The organism is Clostridium aestuarii, from assembly GCF_026735135.1.
Lineage (GTDB): Bacteria > Bacillota > Clostridia > Clostridiales > Clostridiaceae > Clostridium_H > Clostridium_H aestuarii.
In genome coordinates, this window is sequence record NZ_JAPQER010000001.1 from 516,904 (window position 1) to 536,476 (window position 19,573).

Consider the following 19,573-nt stretch of genomic DNA (forward strand, 5'->3'; position numbering starts at 1 on the left):
ACTATCCTCTCCTTTATTTTTAATCATGGATAGTATGTCTTTAACCTATTTCACCTATACAATTCTCATAGCACTATAAAATAAATTTCTCTATAACTTTTGCTATTCCATCGTTATTATTAGTATCAGTAATAAAATTAGCTTTACTCTTCACAAATTCTTCAGCATTACCCATAGCTACTCCCATTCCTGCATACTCAATCATGGATAAATCATTCTCGTTATCTCCTATACACATAATTTCTTCTTTTTTTAAATCATAAAATCCAGCTAATACCTCTACAGCTTTCCCTTTAGAAGAATTTTTATTTATTATTTCAAAATTATTAATAGAAGAGCTCACTACTTCAAACTTATTTAAACCTTTTATTTCTTCTTTAGCTTTTCTTAAATTATCATAATCCTTACTTAAGCATATGAATTTAAGAATATCATTATTGGAAAAAGCTCCTTCAAACTCGGGAAGTACTTTTAGCTTAATTTTCATATTATCTGGTAAACTATCATTTATCTTATAATAAAAATCTCCTTTTGAAAAAGGCTTATTAGAAATAATAGTATCGTATGTATTAAAACAACTTAAAAAATCATATTTTTTTATAATTGACCATATTATTTGACAATCTTCTTTATTTAATAATGATTGATATATAACTTCATCTCTATCTTTTTCTCTAATATACGAACCATTTGAAGCTATTATAGGTGCTTTTATTCCAATTAAATTAGCATAATATTTTGCTGAAATAAATAATCTCCCTGTACATATAGCTATCTTTACCCCTTTATCATGAGCTTTTTTTATAGCTTCTTTATTTCTAATACTGATTGTCTTTTCATCATTTAGCAGTGTACCATCCATATCTAAACATATTAACTTATATTCCATAGTATCATCTCCTTAAAGTATTTTTCTCCACTTAATATATCTTCTTATACTTAATATGCCACTTTTTAAAATTACAATAAATAATTATATCATAAAACATATTTGTATTTTATTATTATACTAGTATGAACTTCAACCTTTAATTTAATATACAGTTTAAAATTTTTCAAATAAAAATCAGGCTATAAATATAGTAGCTTCCTATATTTATAGCCTTTAAATTTTATTTAAATTAAAGAATTCAACTTATTAAATCTTCTTAGTTCCTTTTTTAGTTATTCCATTTACTACCACATAATAATCTTTATAAATCAGTTCTTTATTTATTGTCTTACCATTCTCTATAGTATTTCGATATACTTTAACTCTATATCCAGTATGAGCCTTTCTCATTACTTCATATTTTCCTTCTGGAAGACTTGGATTATCTTGATATTGTATTTTAGGTTCTATCTTTTCATATAAATCTGTTGTTATAGTATACTTTCTTTTATTTAATTCAGAATTTGAATAAATATTAAAATACACATTTTTGTTTTTAATATACCCTTGTATATATATAGGCTTATCAAGAGTATTTTTAAATTTCAAATCTATATTTCCCCAATCTATAGTTGCATCCAATCCTAAACCAGCATAATGAGAAGGAAAGGTATGATGTACTCTTTCTGTTACTTTTAAGTTTGTTCTTAATATAGCCTGATATAATGTTGTGGAAACTTGGCATATTCCACCTCCAAGTCCATATTCCATCTTTTTATTTACTATTACAGGAGCTGCTTTATATCCTCTATCTTTTGTTCTTTCTCCAACTATCTCATTAAAACTAAAAGCTTCACCTGGCATTAGTACTGTACCATTAATACTTCCAGTAGCTACTATTATGTTAGTAGATCTTTCTTCTGAAGACGATGTAAAATCTGTAGACCATCCAGTTAATTTTGTATTAATTGATTTTAATGCATTTTGTGTTACTTTTGATGACAAAATCTTAATAGGTGCTTCTATATTAATGTCACTATTAGTTTGTTCATTTATTTTAGCTACAATTTCTTGTTTTAACTTATCTGATTCTAGCTCTGCACCTTTGACATCTGCAGTTGTTTTAAAACTACCATTTTCCATCTTAATTTTTGCATCTATAGGCTGCTTATTTATTTCTTTTTCCATGGATTTAATAGTATCTTCTATGGGTTTTTCATTATATGAAAACTTAAGACTAAGTTCTTTGTTTTGAGGGTTTCTTATGAGTTTATACTTTTCTATCATATTTAAATTTTTACCATAAGTCAAAGCCTCATCTATAACTTCATAAATATTGTATTTAGCATTCAACCCCGAATATCCTATAGTATAAGTTCTATTTGAAGTTTTAATATTTATTTTTCTTTTTAATACTTCATCTCCATATTTTTCTCTTAAAATATTAATTGCTTCTTCTTTAGTTTTTCCTGTTAAATCAATATTTTTAATTATAACATTAGGAAAAATTACATTATTCCACTTTTGAGTAGTAAAATATACATAACTCATTGCTGCGGAGGCTCCAATTAAGCATATAGCTAAGAAGGAACTTAATAATTTCTTATTTTTTTTCTTTTTATTTGTATTTTTTTCTTTTCTACTCATGCCATTTCTCCTCTCTTTCTCGTTTATTATACTATAAAACACATAATAATTGCACTCGAAATGTTTTTCTCATTGGTTATTAATTAAATTTATGCTAAAATTCATTTAAAGGAGTGATATTATGCAATACAACGAAAATAAAATTAAATATTATTTAAAAAATATATTATCTACACCAAGCCCTTCTGGATATACTAATAAAGTAACTGATTATATCAAGGAAGAACTTTATATATTAAATATACCATTTATCACTACTAATAAAGGTGTCATAATAGTTACAATTGAAGGTAAAAATAATGCTCATCAAAGGACCTTCTCATCTCATGTTGATACACTAGGTGCTATGGTAAAAGAAATAAAACCTAACGGAACTCTAGCTATAACACCAATTGGTGGTTTTATGGGGAATTCTGTCGAAGGCGAAAATTGTCTTATTTTCACCTTAGACGATAAAACATATACTGGAACTATACAAACTACAAAACCATCGGTACACATAAGTGGAGATGACGCTCGTGATCTTAAAAGAACTTCAGAAAATATGGAAGTAGTATTAGATGAAAAAATTTTCACCAAAGAAGATGTTGAAAAACTAGGAATAAATATTGGAGATTTCATAGCCTTTGATCCTAGAACTACATTTACCGAAAAAGGCTTTATCAAATCAAGGCATCTTGATGATAAAGCAAGTACCGCTGTAATTTTATATGCTATAAATTATATAATTGCTAATAATATAGAACTGCCTTATACAACTAATTTCTTTATAAGTAACTATGAAGAAGTAGGGCATGGTGCTTCAGCAGCTATTCCAGAGCTAACTAAAGAATTCATATCTGTTGACATGGGCTGTCCTGGTCCTGGGCAAAACTCTTCAGAATACAGCGTATGTATATGTGCAAAAGATTCTTCTGGACCTTATGATTATGAATTAAGAAAAAAACTAATAAACATATGTAAAGAAAATAAAATCAATTATAAAATAGATACTTATCCACACTATGGCTCAGATGCATCAGCTGCTCTTAGGTCTGGATGGGATATTAAAACTGCTTTAATAGGGCCTGGTGTTTTTGCATCTCACGCTTATGAAAGAACTCACATAGATTCGATTATGGCAACAGTTGATTTACTATTAAACTACTGTCAAAAAGAATAAACCTAGATTTGTTTTTATTCTTAAAAAACCTACACATTTTATACGTGTAGGTTTTTTATCATTATCCTTTGATTGTAGGATATATTCTTATTTGTGCATAATCACCAGGATTTGTACACTCAAGGGCTTTACATTTCAAGCGAACGTAAGCCATATTAGCATTTGTAGTTAAAACCATATTATCGCCTGGATTCAGTGTACATAAACTAACAGAAGATGTATGACTATCAATCCATATATTTTTATCAGCACTAAGCTGTGTAATTACGCATACATTTTTAGGACCATTGTTCTCTATTCCAAAATTTGCAGTTCTATTATCTAAAGGAATAGGAATTGAATAAGCCCACTCACCTGTACTTATAATATCTTCAGGTTCATATTCAATAATTATTCCATCAATTACATAACTAACTTCAAGTATAGGATGCTTATACTCAAGAGAATAAGTTCTACTTGGAAAAACAGTAAGAGAATTTTCAGTTTCTAAACCTCTTAACATTACTCCATAATTTGTAGTATTTTCTGTATACCAGTCAGTTACTAAAGATGTTAAATTCCATTCCAAATAAGCATCTCGTTGTGAAATAATATTTACTGAGGCTTGTGGATTGGGATGAAAAGCTGGTTGATTTGAATAAGTAACAGTATATTCATCAAACCCAGCTAAAAGCTTGTACACTTTAGTTTGCTTTACAACACTCGGTACATTGTTTCGAAGTATATATAACTTTAATATAGCTTTTTCTATAATGGCTGCTTTAGGAATAGAAGAGATATCAAAATTTAATAAAGTTCTATATATACCTCCTCTATTTTTACCACAATAAAGCTCAGTATCATGTCCCATATTTCTATCAGGCTCTAAATCGTAAATGCTGGCATCCTGTAATGCTTCCAATGTCACACTAGCCATGATATTCACTCCTTATTATTTAAAAGTGTCTAACTATTCAATATACGTCAAATAAAAACTGTATTCATATAATTATAATATGTACTATAAAACCATATGTGACCTTTATTAAAATAAAAGTGCAATGCACTTTTATTTTAATAAGCCAACGACTCATAAATTTCAATTGTTTTTTCTATGCTATTACTCCATTTATATTTTTCACTTTGTTTTTTTCCTGATTCACCGACAAAATTTCTATAATTTTTATTTAATAATGTTTCCAGCACTGCATCTTTCATATACATTTCATCATCAATATCTACTAAGATTCCTCCTTCCCCTACTACTTCTTTAAACAAATCATTGTTGTTGCATATAACAGGGGTTTTACACGCCATAGCTTCCAAAACTGATAAAGGGAAACCATCATATTGCGATAAATTAATTAAACATTGAGCTGCATTATAAAAATACTTCACATCTTTATAATCAACTGTACCTGTAAAAATTATCGAATCCTTAATCTTCAAATGTTCAGCTAAAATTTTTAATTTAGAATAATACTCTTCTCTTTTTCCATCATATTTTCCCAATATAACAAGCTTTATATCCTTTGTATATCTATATTCTTTTATTTGTTTTAAAACTTTAAAGAGTATATGTAAGTTTTTTCTCTGATGTACACTTCCAACGTATAATAAGAAATCTCCTTCTATATTATAATTATTTTTTAATACTTTTTTACAAACTTCATACTCAATAGGTTCAAATTGTTTTGAACACCCTGGATATATTACTTTAATATTATTTTCATCGATATGAAAATATTTAATTATTTGTTTTTTTATAAAGTTGGATACTACTATTATCTTATCAGACTTCTCTACAGTATTTGGAAATACCGTCATGAATTTTTCGTAATATTTTTTATCAGTAAATAACATATTTTCCATAGGTGATAAATCATAAATAGTACTAACATTTTTACAATTTTTTTCAAAAGGAATACTAAATCCATTATTTAAAGAATGATATAATTTTACATTGTCCTTTTTAATATGCTGTTCCAGTTTTCTATAATCATTTTTAGCTCTATTCATTTCTAAATTTAAATATGATAACTTATTTTTTTCACCTAAAGAAGTAATATATTTAGACTTTCCCCATACTACTTGATATTCAGGTTGAAGGTACATTTCAAATAAATTATTTAAAAATTCACTAGTGTACGAATATAAACTTGTACCTTTTAAATTGCTCAATCCTATTCCATCAATACATATTTTCATCTTACCACCTCACAGATATTCAGCTTCTATGTCAATCAATTCTTTTTCATCATCTTCGTTATTAATATTTTCTTTAGATATCAATATTTCATCAGTAACATCAAGCATACTTTCTTTACTTAATTCTCTTAAAATTTCTGCTTCCTTAATTTCTTCTACTTGTTCTATTTCTTGTTTTTTGATTTTTCCTTGTTTAACTTCTTTTTCTTTATTACTAAAACTGCCATCTCCATAATGAATATCGACTAAATATACAATGTGACCATATACTTTTCTAGAGCCAATTAAATTAAAATATGCATCTACAATCAAAACATTAATATCACCTATTTCTTTATCTCTTGGTAATTCAAAAAAAGTATTATAAGGCAATTCCAAATTAACAATATTAGCTTTATTTGAATGTCCCCTTCCTCCATAAATAATCTTTATCTTTTTTACTCCATCAATAATAACCATTTTGCCTAAAGGTATATCTATAATTTTAGTATTTGTTACCTTCACATCAATTACTATTTGAAATATATTTTTGATACCAGTATTATATTTAGGAATAAAAATATTTTCTATTTCTGAATACTCAAGAATCTGACCATTCTTTATCTTAGTTGGAAATTGTTCTTCAGGAGTTATCCCTTCTACGTCAATATGATTTCTTATAACACCCATTAGATTACTTCCCCTTTTATTAATAAATATATTTTCTATACTAAATTTATTAACCATATTGATTATTTATTCATATTTATAATATATAGGAGTTAATATATTATAAATAATTATATAATGTATTAATTCCAACATACCTTAATAATTTAATTAATAAAATTGTAAGGATATTAAATAATTCAATAGGGGGATTATATTTTATGGGAGCTCGTTTAACAAAATATGAATTTTGTCCAAAACCAAACGAAGAAATAGAAGCAGTAATAAAAGTTGAGCACGAACCAAGAGCTGCTCTTAATGGAATAGTTTTGGATTGGAAAGATAAACCTGTAAAAAACGCTGTAGTTAAATTATTTGAAAGAAATAAATGCGACTGTGGATGTAAATTAAAACCAATAACACATACCTTTACCGATGAATGTGGTCAATTTATATTTGGTCCACTTGATCCAAAAAAATGCTATGTAATTAAAGTATGGTTTAACGATCCTGTTTGCAGTAGAGACATAGTAGTTAAACCTAGTAAATGTGATAATTGCTGTAAGCAAAATCATGACAACTTTATGTCCAAATCACGTATGTTTGATGATGAGGAAAATTAAGAACTAAACACATGCCAATATCTATTAAAGATATTGGCATATGTTTTATTTATTAATTTTTGCATCTAATAAGACTATAGTGTTCATGTAAATGCTTCTCTGTTCTATTTTTTTTGCATATATATCTTCAACACATCCTTCAACCTCCACACAATCTCCTATATCAAACTTTGATGGAAATACAATAAATGAGCTAAACGGTACATTGAAATATACTTCATGAACACTTTGAGTTGGTTCATCAGCTTCATATTGAATTTGACATCCTAAATTCCCTTCAACTATTAATTTAAATCCTGTTAAATTCTGACCCTCTACTGACTTAATTGTTGGAGTTTTTATAACTTTTGTATTAACAATATAAATTCCAGTCATAACTTCTATAATTTGTTTAACCTCTGGTTTTGTGTAAGGTATTCTTAATGTTTTTCCTATATTAAATTGTTTGAAACACAATGGTTTTTTTGGAAGTTCATCAGCTAATCCTGTAAATTTTATTAAATTTCTAACTATACTAGCCATTAAATTTCTCACCCTTTTCTTATTAAACTACTATATGTATATTCATATTTTTATTAATTAATATTATGCTTTATTTATAATTAAAAGCTTTCTTATAGTTCAAGAAAGCTTTTAATTATCTACATTATTTAAATTTTATTGTTTAAAATTATATATAATATTTCTATAACCATAAATTTATTATCTATTATGGACATACAAAACTTTCTAATTTTTTAGCTCTTAAAAGTAAAGTCACATTCTTAAAAATTTCTTTTTTACCTAATACTTTAACATACACATCTTCAACACAAGTCTCAACACAATACTCATCTTCCAATTCTGCAGTTGAATCTAATACAATAAATGCTGAAAATGGTATATCAAAATTTGCTGAATGTACTGGTTGATCTGGTAATAATGCTGTATAAACAATCTTTTGCTTAAGTATTCCCTCAACTATAAGTTTTTTACCAGTAAGCAAAGTTCCTTCTTCATTTTCTACAGTCTCACTATCTGGAGTATCAATTACTTTTTTAGATATTATTTTTACTCTTACAAATACTCTGTCCACACTTTCAATCTCTGGTTTTTGACAAGGTATTCTTAAAACTTCTGGTATACTCATTTCTGTCCAAGCATATTCTTCTGGTACATTAGGATCAAATATTATTTTATCAGTATCACATAACCCTACAATATCGACTGCTCTATTAGCTTGATTACAACATCCACAACTCATTAATACATACCCCTCCTTATACTTTCACTTCATCATATTATACACAAGTTATTTGTGTTGCTTTTATAAATAAAGTTATATTCTTAAATATTAGTTTTTTATCTAGTTTGCAAGCAAATATATCTTCAATACAAGGTTCTATTTTAAATTTTGATGAAAGAAGTGTATCTTTTGGTAATACTATAAATGCTGAAAATGGTACATCAAAATGTGTTGAATGAACTGACTGTTCTGGAACATCTGCTGTATAAATTACTTTTTGTCTTAATATTCCTTCAATTATTAGCTTCCTATTTGTAAGTTTTGTACCCTCTTTGTTATCTACTGGAACACCCGTACTATCAAAAGCTCCAGGAGTTTTAACAACTTTTTGAGATAAAAGCATAACTCTAGAACTAACACTTAGCAACTGCTCAATTTCTGGTTTCTGACAAGGAACATTCAAAAATTCTGGTATGAATATTTCAGTCCATGTATCCTCATCTGTTCCTAACATTCCCACTAATTTATCTACACTACATACTCCTTTTGTAAGAATTTGATCTTCTTCACATTCACAGTCTTCATCTTCACATTCTGGTATAACTCTTGGAACAGCTTGTAGGAATAATGTTACATTCTTGAATATCTGTCTAGTATTAAATCCTTGAATAAATACATCTTCAACACAAGCTTTTACATCAAAATCTAAATCCAATGGATCTATATCTGTAACAGTACTAAAATCATATAAATCCTTCAAAACTATAAACGCTGAGAATGGTATTTTAAAATGTGCCGTATGCACAGATTGCTTTTCTTCAAGTGCCGTATATTCTATCGCTTGGCATAAATTCCCTTCTATAATAAGTTTTCTTCCAGTTAATATCTTTCCTTCTTCATTTTCTCCATCAGAATTTGGTGTAACAATTACCTTTTTTCTAAAAATTTCCACACTTGCATTTACCGAATTTATCTGCTCTATATCAGGCTTTTGCTCTGGTATAGTTAAGGTTTCTGGCACAGATATCTCCGTCCAAGAATTATTAGGACTTGCTAAATCAAATCCATTAGGATCACACAATCCTGAAACATGAATCATATCATTTTCTATACAGTTCAAACTATATTCCTCCTTTATTATGCCTATATTAGACTTGTTTAATTATCTATTATTTATGAAAAAAACACATCATCTATATACCATATACCTGAAACATTTATTGTATCATCAACACCATCTGCCACAAAAAGAATTGTAGCTTGTGTAGTACCTGGTGGTATTGTATTATTAGGACAAACCGTACTGCAGCAATCATCACAATCCACACACCCTTGTAGATGATAATAACTCTCAAAATCATAATCTACTAACTCACCAGTAGTAGTATCTATTTTAAGTTGATTAGGTGTTCCTTCTCTAATTGTAATCTTTATGCCTGCTGGTGTACTTGATAGAAAATCATCGATATTATTAGGTCCTAAATTACTTAATTGATCTCCCCAAAATATATAAGCACTAGTTATCAAATTAGGTTGATCTGGAATAAGAAATTGATTATAATCTAACCTTGCTCCCCAAAATTGCAGCTGATAAAAACATTCAGGATCTATTCCACTTACTACTTGCACAGCATAAGCTTTCTCCCATTTTAAATTAGTAGTATTATATACAGGTCGCAAACATGCCGAATGAGCTCCAGTATGAGAAAGGAACTTAAACGATGTTGGAATATTAGTAACTACAGGTGGTGGTCCTGGATCAGTTATTATATCTATATTATCTACATGAGATTGTACTGCATTTACTCCCTTCCAGCAGCTAGTGGGATCATTCAATTCTCCTATTTCACAATTAAAACTTGTATCTCCAACTAAATTGCATTTTATGCAGCACTTTCCTTCTGGTCCTGTTGGTCCTTGTGGACCCGTTGCTCCTCCTGGTCCTTGTGGACCCGTTGCTCCTCCTGGTCCTTGTGGTCCTTGTGGTCCTGTTGCTCCTCTTGGTCCTGGTAATCCTGGACAACCTGTATCTCCTTTTGGACCTTGTGGTCCTGGTGGTCCTGGTGGTCCTGGTGGTCCTGGACATCCACAGCAACTTCCACCACAACTTGATTGACCTGGTGGTCCTGGTGGTCCTGGTGGTCCTGGTGGTCCTGGTAGTCCTGGTGTTCCTGGAGGTCCTTGACATCCTGTATCACCTTTTTGTCCTGGTGGTCCTGGTGGTCCTTGACATCCCGAATCTCCTTTTGGTCCTGGTGGACCTACTGGTCCTATTGGACCTGGGTAACCTGAATCACCTTTTGGACCTTGTGGTCCTACTGGTCCTGGTGGACCAGCTGGTCCTGGTTGCCCTGATTGCCCTGGACATCCTGAATCACCTTTTGGTCCTTGCGGTCCTACTGGTCCAGGATATCCTTGACATCCATTATCACCTTTTTGTCCAGGATATCCTGGCCATCCATTATCACCTTTTGCTCCTGGACACCCTGGACATCCTGCAGAACCTGCATCTCCTTTTTGACCTGATGAACCTGGTGGTCCTGGTGCTCCTGGTGGTCCCGGTGGTCCTGGTGGTCCTGGTACTGAATATGGAGTACTTACTACAGAATTACTATGGGGATAGTAATGACTGTGTTTATTAAAGTTATATTCGCCATCTTCAATTTGACCGTTTGAATATATATAACCAGACATCTGGTTTTTCCTCCTTTCTAAGGCTAACATCTAATTATAATTTATGAATTAGTCTTTAAATTTGTTACTATTTTAAATTGAAAATTATGTACAATTTTCATAATTAATACATAAGATATAATGTAAAATCACTTTTTTATTTATTAATAGGAGGACTATTAAATGAAAGATAATCTTGTTAAAGTAAATGGTATAACCCCAATAGATAAATTCCCCCCTTGCCCTGCCAATCATCCTTGCATAGAAATATGTAAAACTGATAAGTTATGTATTCCTTGTAAAAAACCTGATATAAAAGATATTTGTGAAATTTTTGTAGATATATCTATCTGTGATTTTAAAACTATTAATACTCCTATGGGCAAAAAATTAGTAATTGAAGGTATTGAACATATAAAAATCGTCTATACTGCAGATACTCCTTGCCAAAATGTTCATTCAGCACATTTTAATGTACCATTCTGTACTTTTGTTTTATTAAAAAACATCTGTCGCAAAGTAGTGGACGTATATGCTGCAGTAGAATATGCATCCGTTAAATTAATAGACTGTAAATGTTTTGCTATATCAACTATTATTTTCATTTGCCCACTTTTCCAAAAAAAACCTCATCATCACTGTAACGAAAATAATGATTGCTATTGTACTGATTATACTTATTGTAGTAATGACCACTGTCTTCATGAATGTAATAATATTGAATTTGACTATGATAACTCAGATTCATATAATGACAATGAGGTTAAATGGGATAATTGTGATTGTAGCTAAAATACTTTTGGCTACTACAATAAAGACTGATGATAATTTTATCATCAGTCTTTATTTTTATTTTTATATACTATTTCACTCTAAACTTGAATATGTATTTATTATGAATTCTATATTTGGAGGAACTTAAAAAATGAACGTCAATTCTTACGGAACAATAGAAATAAGTGGGATTTCAGATAACTTTCCACCTTATTCAAATACATTTAAACAATTTCACTTACAAAAAATTTTATGTGTTCCTAATACAAAACCCAACATCCACCAAATATTACACGCAAATGTAAACACTAAAATTTGTAATAAATATTCTATTTCATCTTCTAAAGCATTTTCACACGAAGGTCAAATTTTAAAAGAATGCAATTTAGTTATACATGGAATAGTTCTTTTGAAAATTGAATATGTATCCTGTGAAATTGATCACTCTGTTCATGCTGCCGAATTCAAAATACCTTTTTCTAATTACATAGTTATGAATAAATGCATAACTTATAATTCCAAAATTCTCGTTTCTTCTTATATAGAAGATGTATTTATAGAACAAATTAATAAAAGAAAGTTATTTGCTAATATACTACTTCTTATTAATTCTAACTATTGTAAAAACAATTAATATGTTCAAGGAGTGAAAGCTATGAAAGAATGTGAAAATCCAATAGAATTTTTTTCTGAATTTATAACTTGTGAAACTATTCGCCTAACTAACAACCTACCAGATATTGAACAAATACTTTCTATTATAGTTGACCCGCAAATTATACATTTTAAAATAATAAACACAATGGAAGGTCAATCTTGCGAAGGTCAAAAACTAACTGGGAAAAAAGTTGTAATGGAACTTCTTATAAAACAAAAAATACTATACGTTTCTAATCTACCAGAACAGTCTCTTCATATAGTTGAAAATGATTTTTATCAAAGTGCTTATTTAGTAATACCTTGTAAAATCGAAGGAATGGATGTTGAAATCCTTCATGAACATAAAAGATTAGATCCTTCAATAACAATAGAAAATATATCTACTAGAAAACTAAATAACCGCTGTATTTTTAAAAGTATAACCCTACTAGTCCAACTAAAGTATATACCTACATATGAACTGTGTTATGCTGTTCATCAAGATTATTTTTATAGTAATCTTTTTATTTGTTATGAAAATGGAAGTCATGAATATAAATTAACTTCTTATGATCATTCAAAAGTAATTAATCCTCAATGGTCACCTTCAGGATGTTTTATTTCATTTATCTCAAATCATTCTGGAAAATACCTTTTGTATATTTTTGATATAAAAACCGAATCAATTAGAAAACTTTGTGTTCCTGATAAAATAAAATGTATTACTAGCTTTTGCTGGACACCTGATTCAAAAAATATTATTTTTTCCGGTATAATTAATTCCAATATTAATAAAGAATTATTCTTTATTAATGTTGACAATTTAAAATGTAATCAATTAACTAATGGTAATAGTTTAATGAAAAGTTATAAACCTAAATCTTCTCCTAAAGAATCAAAAATTGCTTTTTTGCGTTCAATATATGATAAAACACATTTATACATTACAGATTTTAATGGAACAGATTTTAAACAAGTAACCTTTTTAGGTAATATAAAAGATTTTGATTGGTCAAAAGACGGCGAATACATTACCTATATTTGTAATACTGATGATACTTCTTATGATATATGCATAATAAATTTAAACACTCTAGAAACAAGCACTATAGTTCACTACACTTATTTAGGCGAAAAGAAAAAAATATGTTTTTCTCCTGATAATAAATCTATAGCTTTTATAGGCTCAGATTATTTAACTGAAGATATATTTATTTACGATTTACAAAAAAAAGCTGTTACGAATATAACAAATAATGAATGTAATACAAAAATCAGTGACTTTGCTTGGAAAATAGATTCATCAAAAATCTATTATTCTAAATGTTTATTCAACCACTGTAATATTTGTTCTGTAGTTTTAGATACTCAAAATAAATATGAACTTACTAATTCCACCGCATCTTATATAGAGCTAAATTATAGACCTAAAGTAGTATAAGGTATCTATTAGTATAGATACCTTATACCTTTTAATTTTGTATCTCTAAATAGAAGATGATATATTGGGGTATTTACTTATATATTCTTCAAAATCCCAATTTTCAAGGAAATTTCTTGCTGATCTATATCCTGATTTAAAAAGTTTTATACTCTTCTGTTTAGAAATATTAAACTCAGTTACTTCTACGTTATCTGCCGATATAAAAACTGTTCTTTCCATATCCTTTTTATCTAATTTTTCCAAATCATCTCTTGCTGCCACTGTGCCTGCTATATCAAATAAAAATGACATTATATCTGTTTTCCATACACCAGTATAATCATTAATTGAATTTATAAATTTAAACCCTACAGTAGGAATTTCTGGTATTCCTTCCACATCAAAAATTGTTAACGGATAATTCCAACAAACCCCTCCATCTACTATATAACTTGTTCCTCCTTCATATTCAAACTTTACTGGTTTAAAATAGAAAGGTATACTAATACTCATTCTTAAAGCTGTTGCTATTTCAAATTCCATTGGGTCTATACCATACTCAACAAGACTATCAGGAAGAATTAAAGTTTTCTTTTTTGTTATATCAGCAGCAATTATTTTAAGTCTTGATTCTCCATTTTCACTTACATCATTAAATTTAACTATACCCTTTTTGCTTAATAATTTTTTTGCCCACTTCTCAAAATATTCACCTGAATAAATACCTTTTTCCTTAAAAACCCCTAATAAATTACCCAAAATTGGTATCCTCTGAATTGTACTCTTATCTAAAAACTTTAAGAAATCTGTTTCAACCATTATTTTTTCAATTTCTTTTGTAGTATATCCCGCAGCTATTAGCGCAGCTATTAACGCCCCCGCAGAAGTTCCAGCAGTTTGATTCCATGTATATCCGTTTTTTTGAAAACAACTTAATGCACCAACAAACCCTATTCCTCTTATCCCGCCTCCTTGAAATACAGCATTACACTTCATATAGCTCCCCCCTTCTTTTGTCATCTTAATATATAATATTAAAAACTTTTTTAAAATGATAATTTAGTTTTTGATAATTAACTAAATTACATAATTAAAAACATCAAATATAAAATGTAAGTTTTATTGTGAACAGCTATAAAAAAAAAGAAGCGGCTATTTACCCGCTTCAATTATAACTATGCTAATTATTGTATTATATTTTCCTTATAATAATTACAATATTCTTTTAAAATACATTCCTTACAATTAGGTTTTCTTGCTTTACAAGCCCTTCTACCGTGAAAGATAATTAAATGATGTGCTTTTGACCATCTTTCTTTGGGTATTACACTTTGAAGTTGTTTTTCTGTTTTAAGAACATTATCACCATTAGCTAAACCTATTCTATTAGATACTCTAAATACATGCGTATCTACTGCTATAGCAGGAACATTAAAAGCATTACTTAAAACTACATTTGCTGTTTTTCTTCCTACTCCTGCAAGCTTCATTAGTTCTTCTTTATTATTTGGAACTTGACAATTATATTGTTCTACTAAAACTTTACACATATTTATAATATTTTTAGATTTATTTCTATATAAACCAATCACCTTAATATCCTGCTCCAATTCTTCTTTATTAGCTTTCAAAAATTCCTGTGGAGTAGGATATTTTTTAAATAATATTTTTGTAACTTCATTAACTTTTTTATCTGTTGTTTGAGCACTGAGCATTGTGGCTATAAGGAGCTCAAATGGGTTATTATAATTCAATTCACATTGAGCTTCTGGATAAATTTCTTCCAATATATCTAATATTTTGTTAACCTCTTCTTTTGATTTATTAATCATGCTTTTCTCCTATAAACATATTACTATATTTTTCTTTATCTAGTTTATTAGCAAGCATATCACATTTACATAAAAATATGTAATATATGTTCATATTACATCCTCCTAATGACTCAAAGTTACCCTGTCCCTTTGATATTATAACATCTGCTTCAACTATAATTTTCTTTACATCATCAGGAATTTCATATAAATCTGTACCTGCAATATCAGTTTTATTATTCATTATTTTAGCATACTTATCCATACCCACATAATATGCATCTTCTTCTGTAATATCATTTAATATAGGTTCTCCTCTTGTCATAAAAATTATTTCTAAATCAGGATATTCTTTAGCTATTTCTTTTATAAATAATTTATCAAATACTATCTCTCCTGTATTATCTCCAAGATAAACTAATCGCTTTCCATTTAACAATTCTTTTTTTAATCTATTAAATAATTCTTGGTCAAATTGATTTTTAGAAGTTTTATCAATTATATTTTTCACCATTTCAAAACTCACTTCATCAAAAGCTCCAAAGTCTATAATATTACCTGCTGAAGCAAGTTTCAGAGCACTAAATAACCTATTTTTAGATGAATTTATTATTTTTTCAAGTTCAGGCTCCATTTCTAAAATTTTATCATTAAAATATTTTTTCTCTTCTATATAAAAATCATCAACTTCGAATTCTTCTTTAAATATCCTAACTATCTTTGAGTGAATAAAAGGAGTTGTTCTATCAAATTCAGTATTTATAACTTCTTTTAAAATTCTCTGCATAATATTATACTTTTTTCTTTTATCAGCTTTATCTATGTACTTATCACACAATTGATTAGCCTTATTTAGAACACACGGTATACAATCTACAAATGTTTTCATATTACTCTCTCCTCGTATTAAAAAATATATTATTTATGGCATATGATATTTTATATTATAATCTAAAATAAGAAAAGAAAATACCTTAATATAAATTAAAGACCATAAATATAAATTTCCTTATATTTATGGTCTATTTATTATAAATACTAAATTACTTGTATTCTCCCCTATATTCTTCTGGTAACAACTCTGCTATATTTTTCATTATAAAATCAAGAGTTCTATTTTCATAGTTCTTTTTAGCTTCTTCTTCTTTTATATTAGGCAAATGAAAAGGGTTACCTATTTTTACATGAATATCTGAATAATGAAATTTTTCTTTTTCCATTCTTCCTTCTTGATTTATTGGAAGCAACTTTTCAGTTCCAGCCATTCCTATTGGTACAATTGGAACTTTACATAGTTTAGCTATTAATACTACTCCTCTTTTTGCTTTTATTAATTGTTTTGTTCTACTTCTCGTTCCTTCTGGAAATATTAAAACGCTTCCTCCATTTTTAAGAATACTTATAATCTTTTTTAATCCACTTTTATCTGCTGTATTAGGACGCATTGGAGTTGTCTTAACTATACTTATCCCCATATTAGTCAATGAATTGCTATTCAATTTAACTCCAGCTACAAATGTTACATCATCATCTTTTAATACTCTTTGTAATACTAATGCATCTGCATTACTCAAATGATTTGAAACATATAAAACTGGTTTATTTATTTTCTTTAAGTTATCTTTATTTTCAACTTTAATATTAGCATATTTATTCATATAACCATTTATAAGTTTTCTTGATATAAACGTAACCATTCCTTTTGGAAGATATCCTATAACTTTAGTCATTGCTGGAGATATCATATATTCGCCCTACCTTTCTATAGTTACTTTTTCACTTTATAGATGTCAAATCTGAAAATAAAATTTGTTATAAATTAAAAGTATTATCGAATATCCAAATTGAAGTTAAAAATGGATATCTATACATAATATAATATACCATAAATATATCATAATTTAAAATTTTTCAAAAGCCTAACTATAAACTATATTTTATTTTCTTAATTTTATTTGTATTTTTAGTAGGGCAAAATTAGAATATAATTTAAAATCTGAAAATTATAACTAATCATCTTTTATTTAGCTTACATTTCTATCTTACACATTGATATTGTTCTTTTTTATCATATTGTTCCATATTTATAACATTAATGTTTCTTTTCACTACTTTTCCTGGTATACCTACCACAGTAGAATTTGCTGGAACATCTTTAAGAACTACTGAGTTAGCGCCTATTTTAGAATTATCTTCTATAACTATAGGTCCCAATACTTTTGCTCCTGAACCAATTATAACATTGTTTCCAACAGTAGGATGTCTTTTTCCCGTATCCTTTCCAGTTCCACCTAAAGTTACTCCATGATATAATGTTACATTATCCCCAACTTCTGCTGTTTCCCCTATTACTACAGCCATACCATGATCTATAAAAAGCCCTTTTCCTATTTTAGCACCAGGATGTATTTCTATACCTGTGAAAAATCTTCCAAGTTGAGATATAAGTCTTGCCCAGAAAAACATTTTTCTTTTATAAAATGAATGAGCTATTCTGTAATGTATCATTGCATTTACAATAGGATAAAGTATCAATACTTCTACTCCATTTCTTGCTGCTGGATCATTTTCAACAATATTATCAATATCATATTTTAATATTTTAAAAAATTTAAACATATCTTTTCCCCCCATGAATTAGTAATTTAATTAAAATAAAAAAAGCCCTGTCTCTAATATATAATATTAGAGACAGAGCATTATACTCTGCGGTTCCACTCTACTTGGATATAGTAACCCCATCTTATTTCAAGTACTGTTCACTTAACAATTAATTATTTATCATTAACTATTAGCTAAAGAAATACTCTATCACTATAACGGGTGATCCCGCTGCAGCCTACTATATTTCGGTGCAAAACTCCAAAGGGCACTTCATATAAACTTAATATAGAAATCTTACAGCATCTGATTTCCTCTCTGAATATTTTATTTATATTACTTTCCTTTTTCACAGCATTTATTTCTTAGTATTTTAGTACGGATTATATATTTATTATATAGATTGCTTTAAAAATTGTCAACAATTTTTATTATGGAAATATGTGTTTTATTGAGTTATTATCTACAAAATCTATGCTTTCCTATAACCTTTATAAGAGGTCTTGACCATATCCAAGAGCTTGTAGCCGTAACTGGGTTAAAATAGTATATAGCTCCACCCGATGGATCCCATCCATTCAAAGCATCTCTCGCAGCATTTATTGAACTTTGTTTCATTTGTGCATTTATTTGACCATCTACTATAGCAGTAAATGCACCTGTCTGATATATAACCCCAGCAATTGTAGATGGAAATTTAGAATTACTAACTCTATTAAGAACTACTGCTCCAACAGCAACTTGACCTGCATATGGTTCTCCTCTTGCTTCTCCATTTATAATCTTTGCGAGAAGCATTACATCATTATTATTGGATGAATTAGAAGGCATAGCATTTTTATCTATTGTTTTAGGATTTATTCCTAAGGTAGTCAATGTTTGATTTCCAGCTATTCCATCTACAGTAAGTCCATTCTTCCTTTGAAAATATTTTACTGAAGTATAGGTTTGATATCCATATATTCCATCTACACTTTTAGTATAATATCCCCATCTTTTCAATCTTGTTTGTATTTCTTTAACTATATCACCTCTTGAACCGTATTTATAAGTAGCTACTTTTACTGCATTAAAGTATGGCTCAATGCAAATCGAAACACTTGCATATGTAAAAAATATTGCTGTTAACAATACAAAGATTCTCTTAAAATCAAATTTTTTTTTCATTTTTAGCTGCTCCCTTCTAAAATAAACATAAAATAATATTGCTGTATATAGTTTGTGCAACCTTTATTAAAAATACACGCAAAACCTTAGTTTATATTAAAGATAAAAGGAAGAGTACA

General features: G+C 28.5%; 20 protein-coding genes and 1 other annotated feature. Of the genes, 5 read left to right on the forward strand and 15 right to left on the reverse strand.

The features are described from left to right. Window positions 1-73 precede the first annotated feature (73 nt). Window positions 74-889, reverse strand: a complete 816-nt coding sequence (locus OW763_RS02165) for a Cof-type HAD-IIB family hydrolase (protein WP_268039416.1) — start codon at window positions 887-889, stop codon at window positions 74-76. A gap of 249 nt (window positions 890-1,138) precedes the next feature. Next, window positions 1,139-2,518 carry a VanW family protein gene (locus tag OW763_RS02170; protein ID WP_268039417.1) on the reverse strand — a complete coding sequence of 460 codons (1,380 nt, stop codon included), beginning with the start codon at window positions 2,516-2,518 and terminating at the stop codon, window positions 1,139-1,141. Between the two features lie 121 nt (window positions 2,519-2,639). On the opposite strand from OW763_RS02170, the gene OW763_RS02175 reads away from it, so the two are divergent. After that, window positions 2,640-3,680, forward strand: a complete 1,041-nt coding sequence (locus OW763_RS02175; protein ID WP_268039418.1) for a M42 family metallopeptidase — start codon at window positions 2,640-2,642, stop codon at window positions 3,678-3,680. Window positions 3,681-3,741: 61 nt separating this feature from the next. On the opposite strand, the gene OW763_RS02180 is transcribed toward OW763_RS02175, so the two are convergent. From OW763_RS02180 to OW763_RS02190, 3 genes are all read right to left on the reverse strand, one after another. Next, a complete protein-coding gene (locus tag OW763_RS02180) occupies window positions 3,742-4,596 on the reverse strand; it encodes a DNRLRE domain-containing protein (RefSeq protein ID WP_268039419.1) in 855 nt (284 codons plus the stop codon). 137 nt (window positions 4,597-4,733) lie between these two features. Continuing rightward, window positions 4,734-5,867: a glycosyltransferase family 4 protein gene (locus OW763_RS02185; RefSeq protein ID WP_268039420.1), complete on the reverse strand. Its 1,134-nt coding sequence runs from the start codon at window positions 5,865-5,867 to the stop codon at window positions 4,734-4,736. 9 nt (window positions 5,868-5,876) lie between these two features. After that, window positions 5,877-6,536: an SPOCS domain-containing protein gene (locus OW763_RS02190; protein WP_268039421.1), complete on the reverse strand. Its 660-nt coding sequence runs from the start codon at window positions 6,534-6,536 to the stop codon at window positions 5,877-5,879. A gap of 200 nt (window positions 6,537-6,736) precedes the next feature. On the opposite strand from OW763_RS02190, the gene OW763_RS02195 reads away from it, so the two are divergent. Next, on the forward strand, window positions 6,737-7,138 hold the full coding sequence (locus tag OW763_RS02195; protein WP_268039422.1) for a hypothetical protein: 402 nt from the start codon (window positions 6,737-6,739) through the stop codon (window positions 7,136-7,138). 45 nt (window positions 7,139-7,183) lie between these two features. Here the strand turns inward: OW763_RS02195 and OW763_RS02200 are convergent, their stop codons facing one another. The 4 genes from OW763_RS02200 to OW763_RS02215 form a co-directional block, all read right to left on the reverse strand. Beyond that, complete coding sequence (locus OW763_RS02200; RefSeq protein WP_268039423.1) at window positions 7,184-7,660, reverse strand: DUF3794 domain-containing protein; 477 nt, start codon at window positions 7,658-7,660, stop codon at window positions 7,184-7,186. A gap of 187 nt (window positions 7,661-7,847) precedes the next feature. Then, complete coding sequence (locus tag OW763_RS02205) at window positions 7,848-8,381, reverse strand: DUF3794 domain-containing protein (protein ID WP_268039424.1); 534 nt, start codon at window positions 8,379-8,381, stop codon at window positions 7,848-7,850. Between the two features lie 37 nt (window positions 8,382-8,418). Next, a complete protein-coding gene (locus tag OW763_RS02210; protein WP_268039425.1) occupies window positions 8,419-9,483 on the reverse strand; it encodes a DUF3794 domain-containing protein in 1,065 nt (354 codons plus the stop codon). Window positions 9,484-9,536: 53 nt separating this feature from the next. Further along, window positions 9,537-11,057 (reverse strand): collagen-like protein, encoded by a 1,521-nt coding sequence (locus OW763_RS02215; RefSeq protein ID WP_268039426.1) that lies wholly within the window; start codon window positions 11,055-11,057, stop codon window positions 9,537-9,539. A gap of 162 nt (window positions 11,058-11,219) precedes the next feature. Between OW763_RS02215 and OW763_RS02220 the strand changes: the two genes are divergently transcribed. From OW763_RS02220 to OW763_RS02230, 3 genes are all read left to right on the forward strand, one after another. Then, a complete protein-coding gene (locus tag OW763_RS02220; RefSeq protein WP_268039427.1) occupies window positions 11,220-11,828 on the forward strand; it encodes a DUF3794 domain-containing protein in 609 nt (202 codons plus the stop codon). A gap of 133 nt (window positions 11,829-11,961) precedes the next feature. Continuing rightward, entirely contained in the window at window positions 11,962-12,444 is a 483-nt protein-coding gene (locus tag OW763_RS02225; protein WP_268039428.1) for an SPOCS domain-containing protein, read from the forward strand. Window positions 12,445-12,465: 21 nt separating this feature from the next. Further along, window positions 12,466-13,890, forward strand: coding sequence for a TolB family protein (locus OW763_RS02230; RefSeq protein ID WP_268039429.1), 1,425 nt, complete (start codon window positions 12,466-12,468; stop codon window positions 13,888-13,890). 45 nt (window positions 13,891-13,935) lie between these two features. Here the strand turns inward: OW763_RS02230 and OW763_RS02235 are convergent, their stop codons facing one another. The 6 genes from OW763_RS02235 to sleB all read right to left on the reverse strand — a co-directional run bounded on the left by OW763_RS02235 (window position 13,936) and on the right by sleB (window position 19,454). After that, entirely contained in the window at window positions 13,936-14,868 is a 933-nt protein-coding gene (locus tag OW763_RS02235) for a patatin-like phospholipase family protein (protein WP_268039430.1), read from the reverse strand. Between the two features lie 188 nt (window positions 14,869-15,056). Continuing rightward, window positions 15,057-15,704 (reverse strand): endonuclease III, encoded by a 648-nt coding sequence (gene nth / locus OW763_RS02240; RefSeq protein ID WP_268039431.1) that lies wholly within the window; start codon window positions 15,702-15,704, stop codon window positions 15,057-15,059. Further along, window positions 15,697-16,575 carry a damage-control phosphatase ARMT1 family protein gene (locus OW763_RS02245; protein ID WP_268039432.1) on the reverse strand — a complete coding sequence of 293 codons (879 nt, stop codon included), beginning with the start codon at window positions 16,573-16,575 and terminating at the stop codon, window positions 15,697-15,699. The genes nth and OW763_RS02245 overlap by 8 nt, the downstream gene beginning before the upstream one ends. Window positions 16,576-16,729: 154 nt before the next feature. Continuing rightward, window positions 16,730-17,431: a lysophospholipid acyltransferase family protein gene (locus OW763_RS02250; protein WP_268039433.1), complete on the reverse strand. Its 702-nt coding sequence runs from the start codon at window positions 17,429-17,431 to the stop codon at window positions 16,730-16,732. Between the two features lie 292 nt (window positions 17,432-17,723). Continuing rightward, window positions 17,724-18,305 (reverse strand): serine O-acetyltransferase EpsC, encoded by a 582-nt coding sequence (gene epsC, locus OW763_RS02255; protein WP_268039434.1) that lies wholly within the window; start codon window positions 18,303-18,305, stop codon window positions 17,724-17,726. Between the two features lie 65 nt (window positions 18,306-18,370). Further along, window positions 18,371-18,649, reverse strand: a binding site (T-box leader). Between the two features lie 97 nt (window positions 18,650-18,746). Further along, complete coding sequence (sleB, locus tag OW763_RS02260) at window positions 18,747-19,454, reverse strand: spore cortex-lytic enzyme (protein ID WP_268039435.1); 708 nt, start codon at window positions 19,452-19,454, stop codon at window positions 18,747-18,749. Window positions 19,455-19,573: the final 119 nt, after the last annotated feature.

What these genes read in the sequence shown, in the direction of transcription:
- OW763_RS02180 (WP_268039419.1), bottom strand. Translation starts at nt 4,596, where the DNA reads ATGGCTAGTGTGACATTGGAAGCATTACAGGATGCCAGCATTTACGAT.
- OW763_RS02250 (WP_268039433.1), bottom strand. Translation starts at nt 17,431, where the DNA reads ATGATATCTCCAGCAATGACTAAAGTTATAGGATATCTTCCAAAAGGA.
- OW763_RS02195 (WP_268039422.1), top strand. Translation starts at nt 6,737, where the DNA reads ATGGGAGCTCGTTTAACAAAATATGAATTTTGTCCAAAACCAAACGAA.
- OW763_RS02235 (WP_268039430.1), bottom strand. Translation starts at nt 14,868, where the DNA reads ATGAAGTGTAATGCTGTATTTCAAGGAGGCGGGATAAGAGGAATAGGG.
- epsC (WP_268039434.1), bottom strand. Translation starts at nt 18,305, where the DNA reads ATGTTTAAATTTTTTAAAATATTAAAATATGATATTGATAATATTGTT.
- OW763_RS02185 (WP_268039420.1), bottom strand. Translation starts at nt 5,867, where the DNA reads ATGAAAATATGTATTGATGGAATAGGATTGAGCAATTTAAAAGGTACA.
- sleB (WP_268039435.1), bottom strand. Translation starts at nt 19,454, where the DNA reads ATGAAAAAAAAATTTGATTTTAAGAGAATCTTTGTATTGTTAACAGCA.
- nth (WP_268039431.1), bottom strand. Translation starts at nt 15,704, where the DNA reads ATGATTAATAAATCAAAAGAAGAGGTTAACAAAATATTAGATATATTG.
- OW763_RS02170 (WP_268039417.1), bottom strand. Translation starts at nt 2,518, where the DNA reads ATGAGTAGAAAAGAAAAAAATACAAATAAAAAGAAAAAAAATAAGAAA.
- OW763_RS02190 (WP_268039421.1), bottom strand. Translation starts at nt 6,536, where the DNA reads ATGGGTGTTATAAGAAATCATATTGACGTAGAAGGGATAACTCCTGAA.
- OW763_RS02225 (WP_268039428.1), top strand. Translation starts at nt 11,962, where the DNA reads ATGAACGTCAATTCTTACGGAACAATAGAAATAAGTGGGATTTCAGAT.
- OW763_RS02165 (WP_268039416.1), bottom strand. Translation starts at nt 889, where the DNA reads ATGGAATATAAGTTAATATGTTTAGATATGGATGGTACACTGCTAAAT.
- OW763_RS02215 (WP_268039426.1), bottom strand. Translation starts at nt 11,057, where the DNA reads ATGTCTGGTTATATATATTCAAACGGTCAAATTGAAGATGGCGAATAT.
- OW763_RS02245 (WP_268039432.1), bottom strand. Translation starts at nt 16,575, where the DNA reads ATGAAAACATTTGTAGATTGTATACCGTGTGTTCTAAATAAGGCTAAT.
- OW763_RS02230 (WP_268039429.1), top strand. Translation starts at nt 12,466, where the DNA reads ATGAAAGAATGTGAAAATCCAATAGAATTTTTTTCTGAATTTATAACT.
- OW763_RS02220 (WP_268039427.1), top strand. Translation starts at nt 11,220, where the DNA reads ATGAAAGATAATCTTGTTAAAGTAAATGGTATAACCCCAATAGATAAA.
- OW763_RS02200 (WP_268039423.1), bottom strand. Translation starts at nt 7,660, where the DNA reads ATGGCTAGTATAGTTAGAAATTTAATAAAATTTACAGGATTAGCTGAT.
- OW763_RS02175 (WP_268039418.1), top strand. Translation starts at nt 2,640, where the DNA reads ATGCAATACAACGAAAATAAAATTAAATATTATTTAAAAAATATATTA.
- OW763_RS02205 (WP_268039424.1), bottom strand. Translation starts at nt 8,381, where the DNA reads ATGAGTTGTGGATGTTGTAATCAAGCTAATAGAGCAGTCGATATTGTA.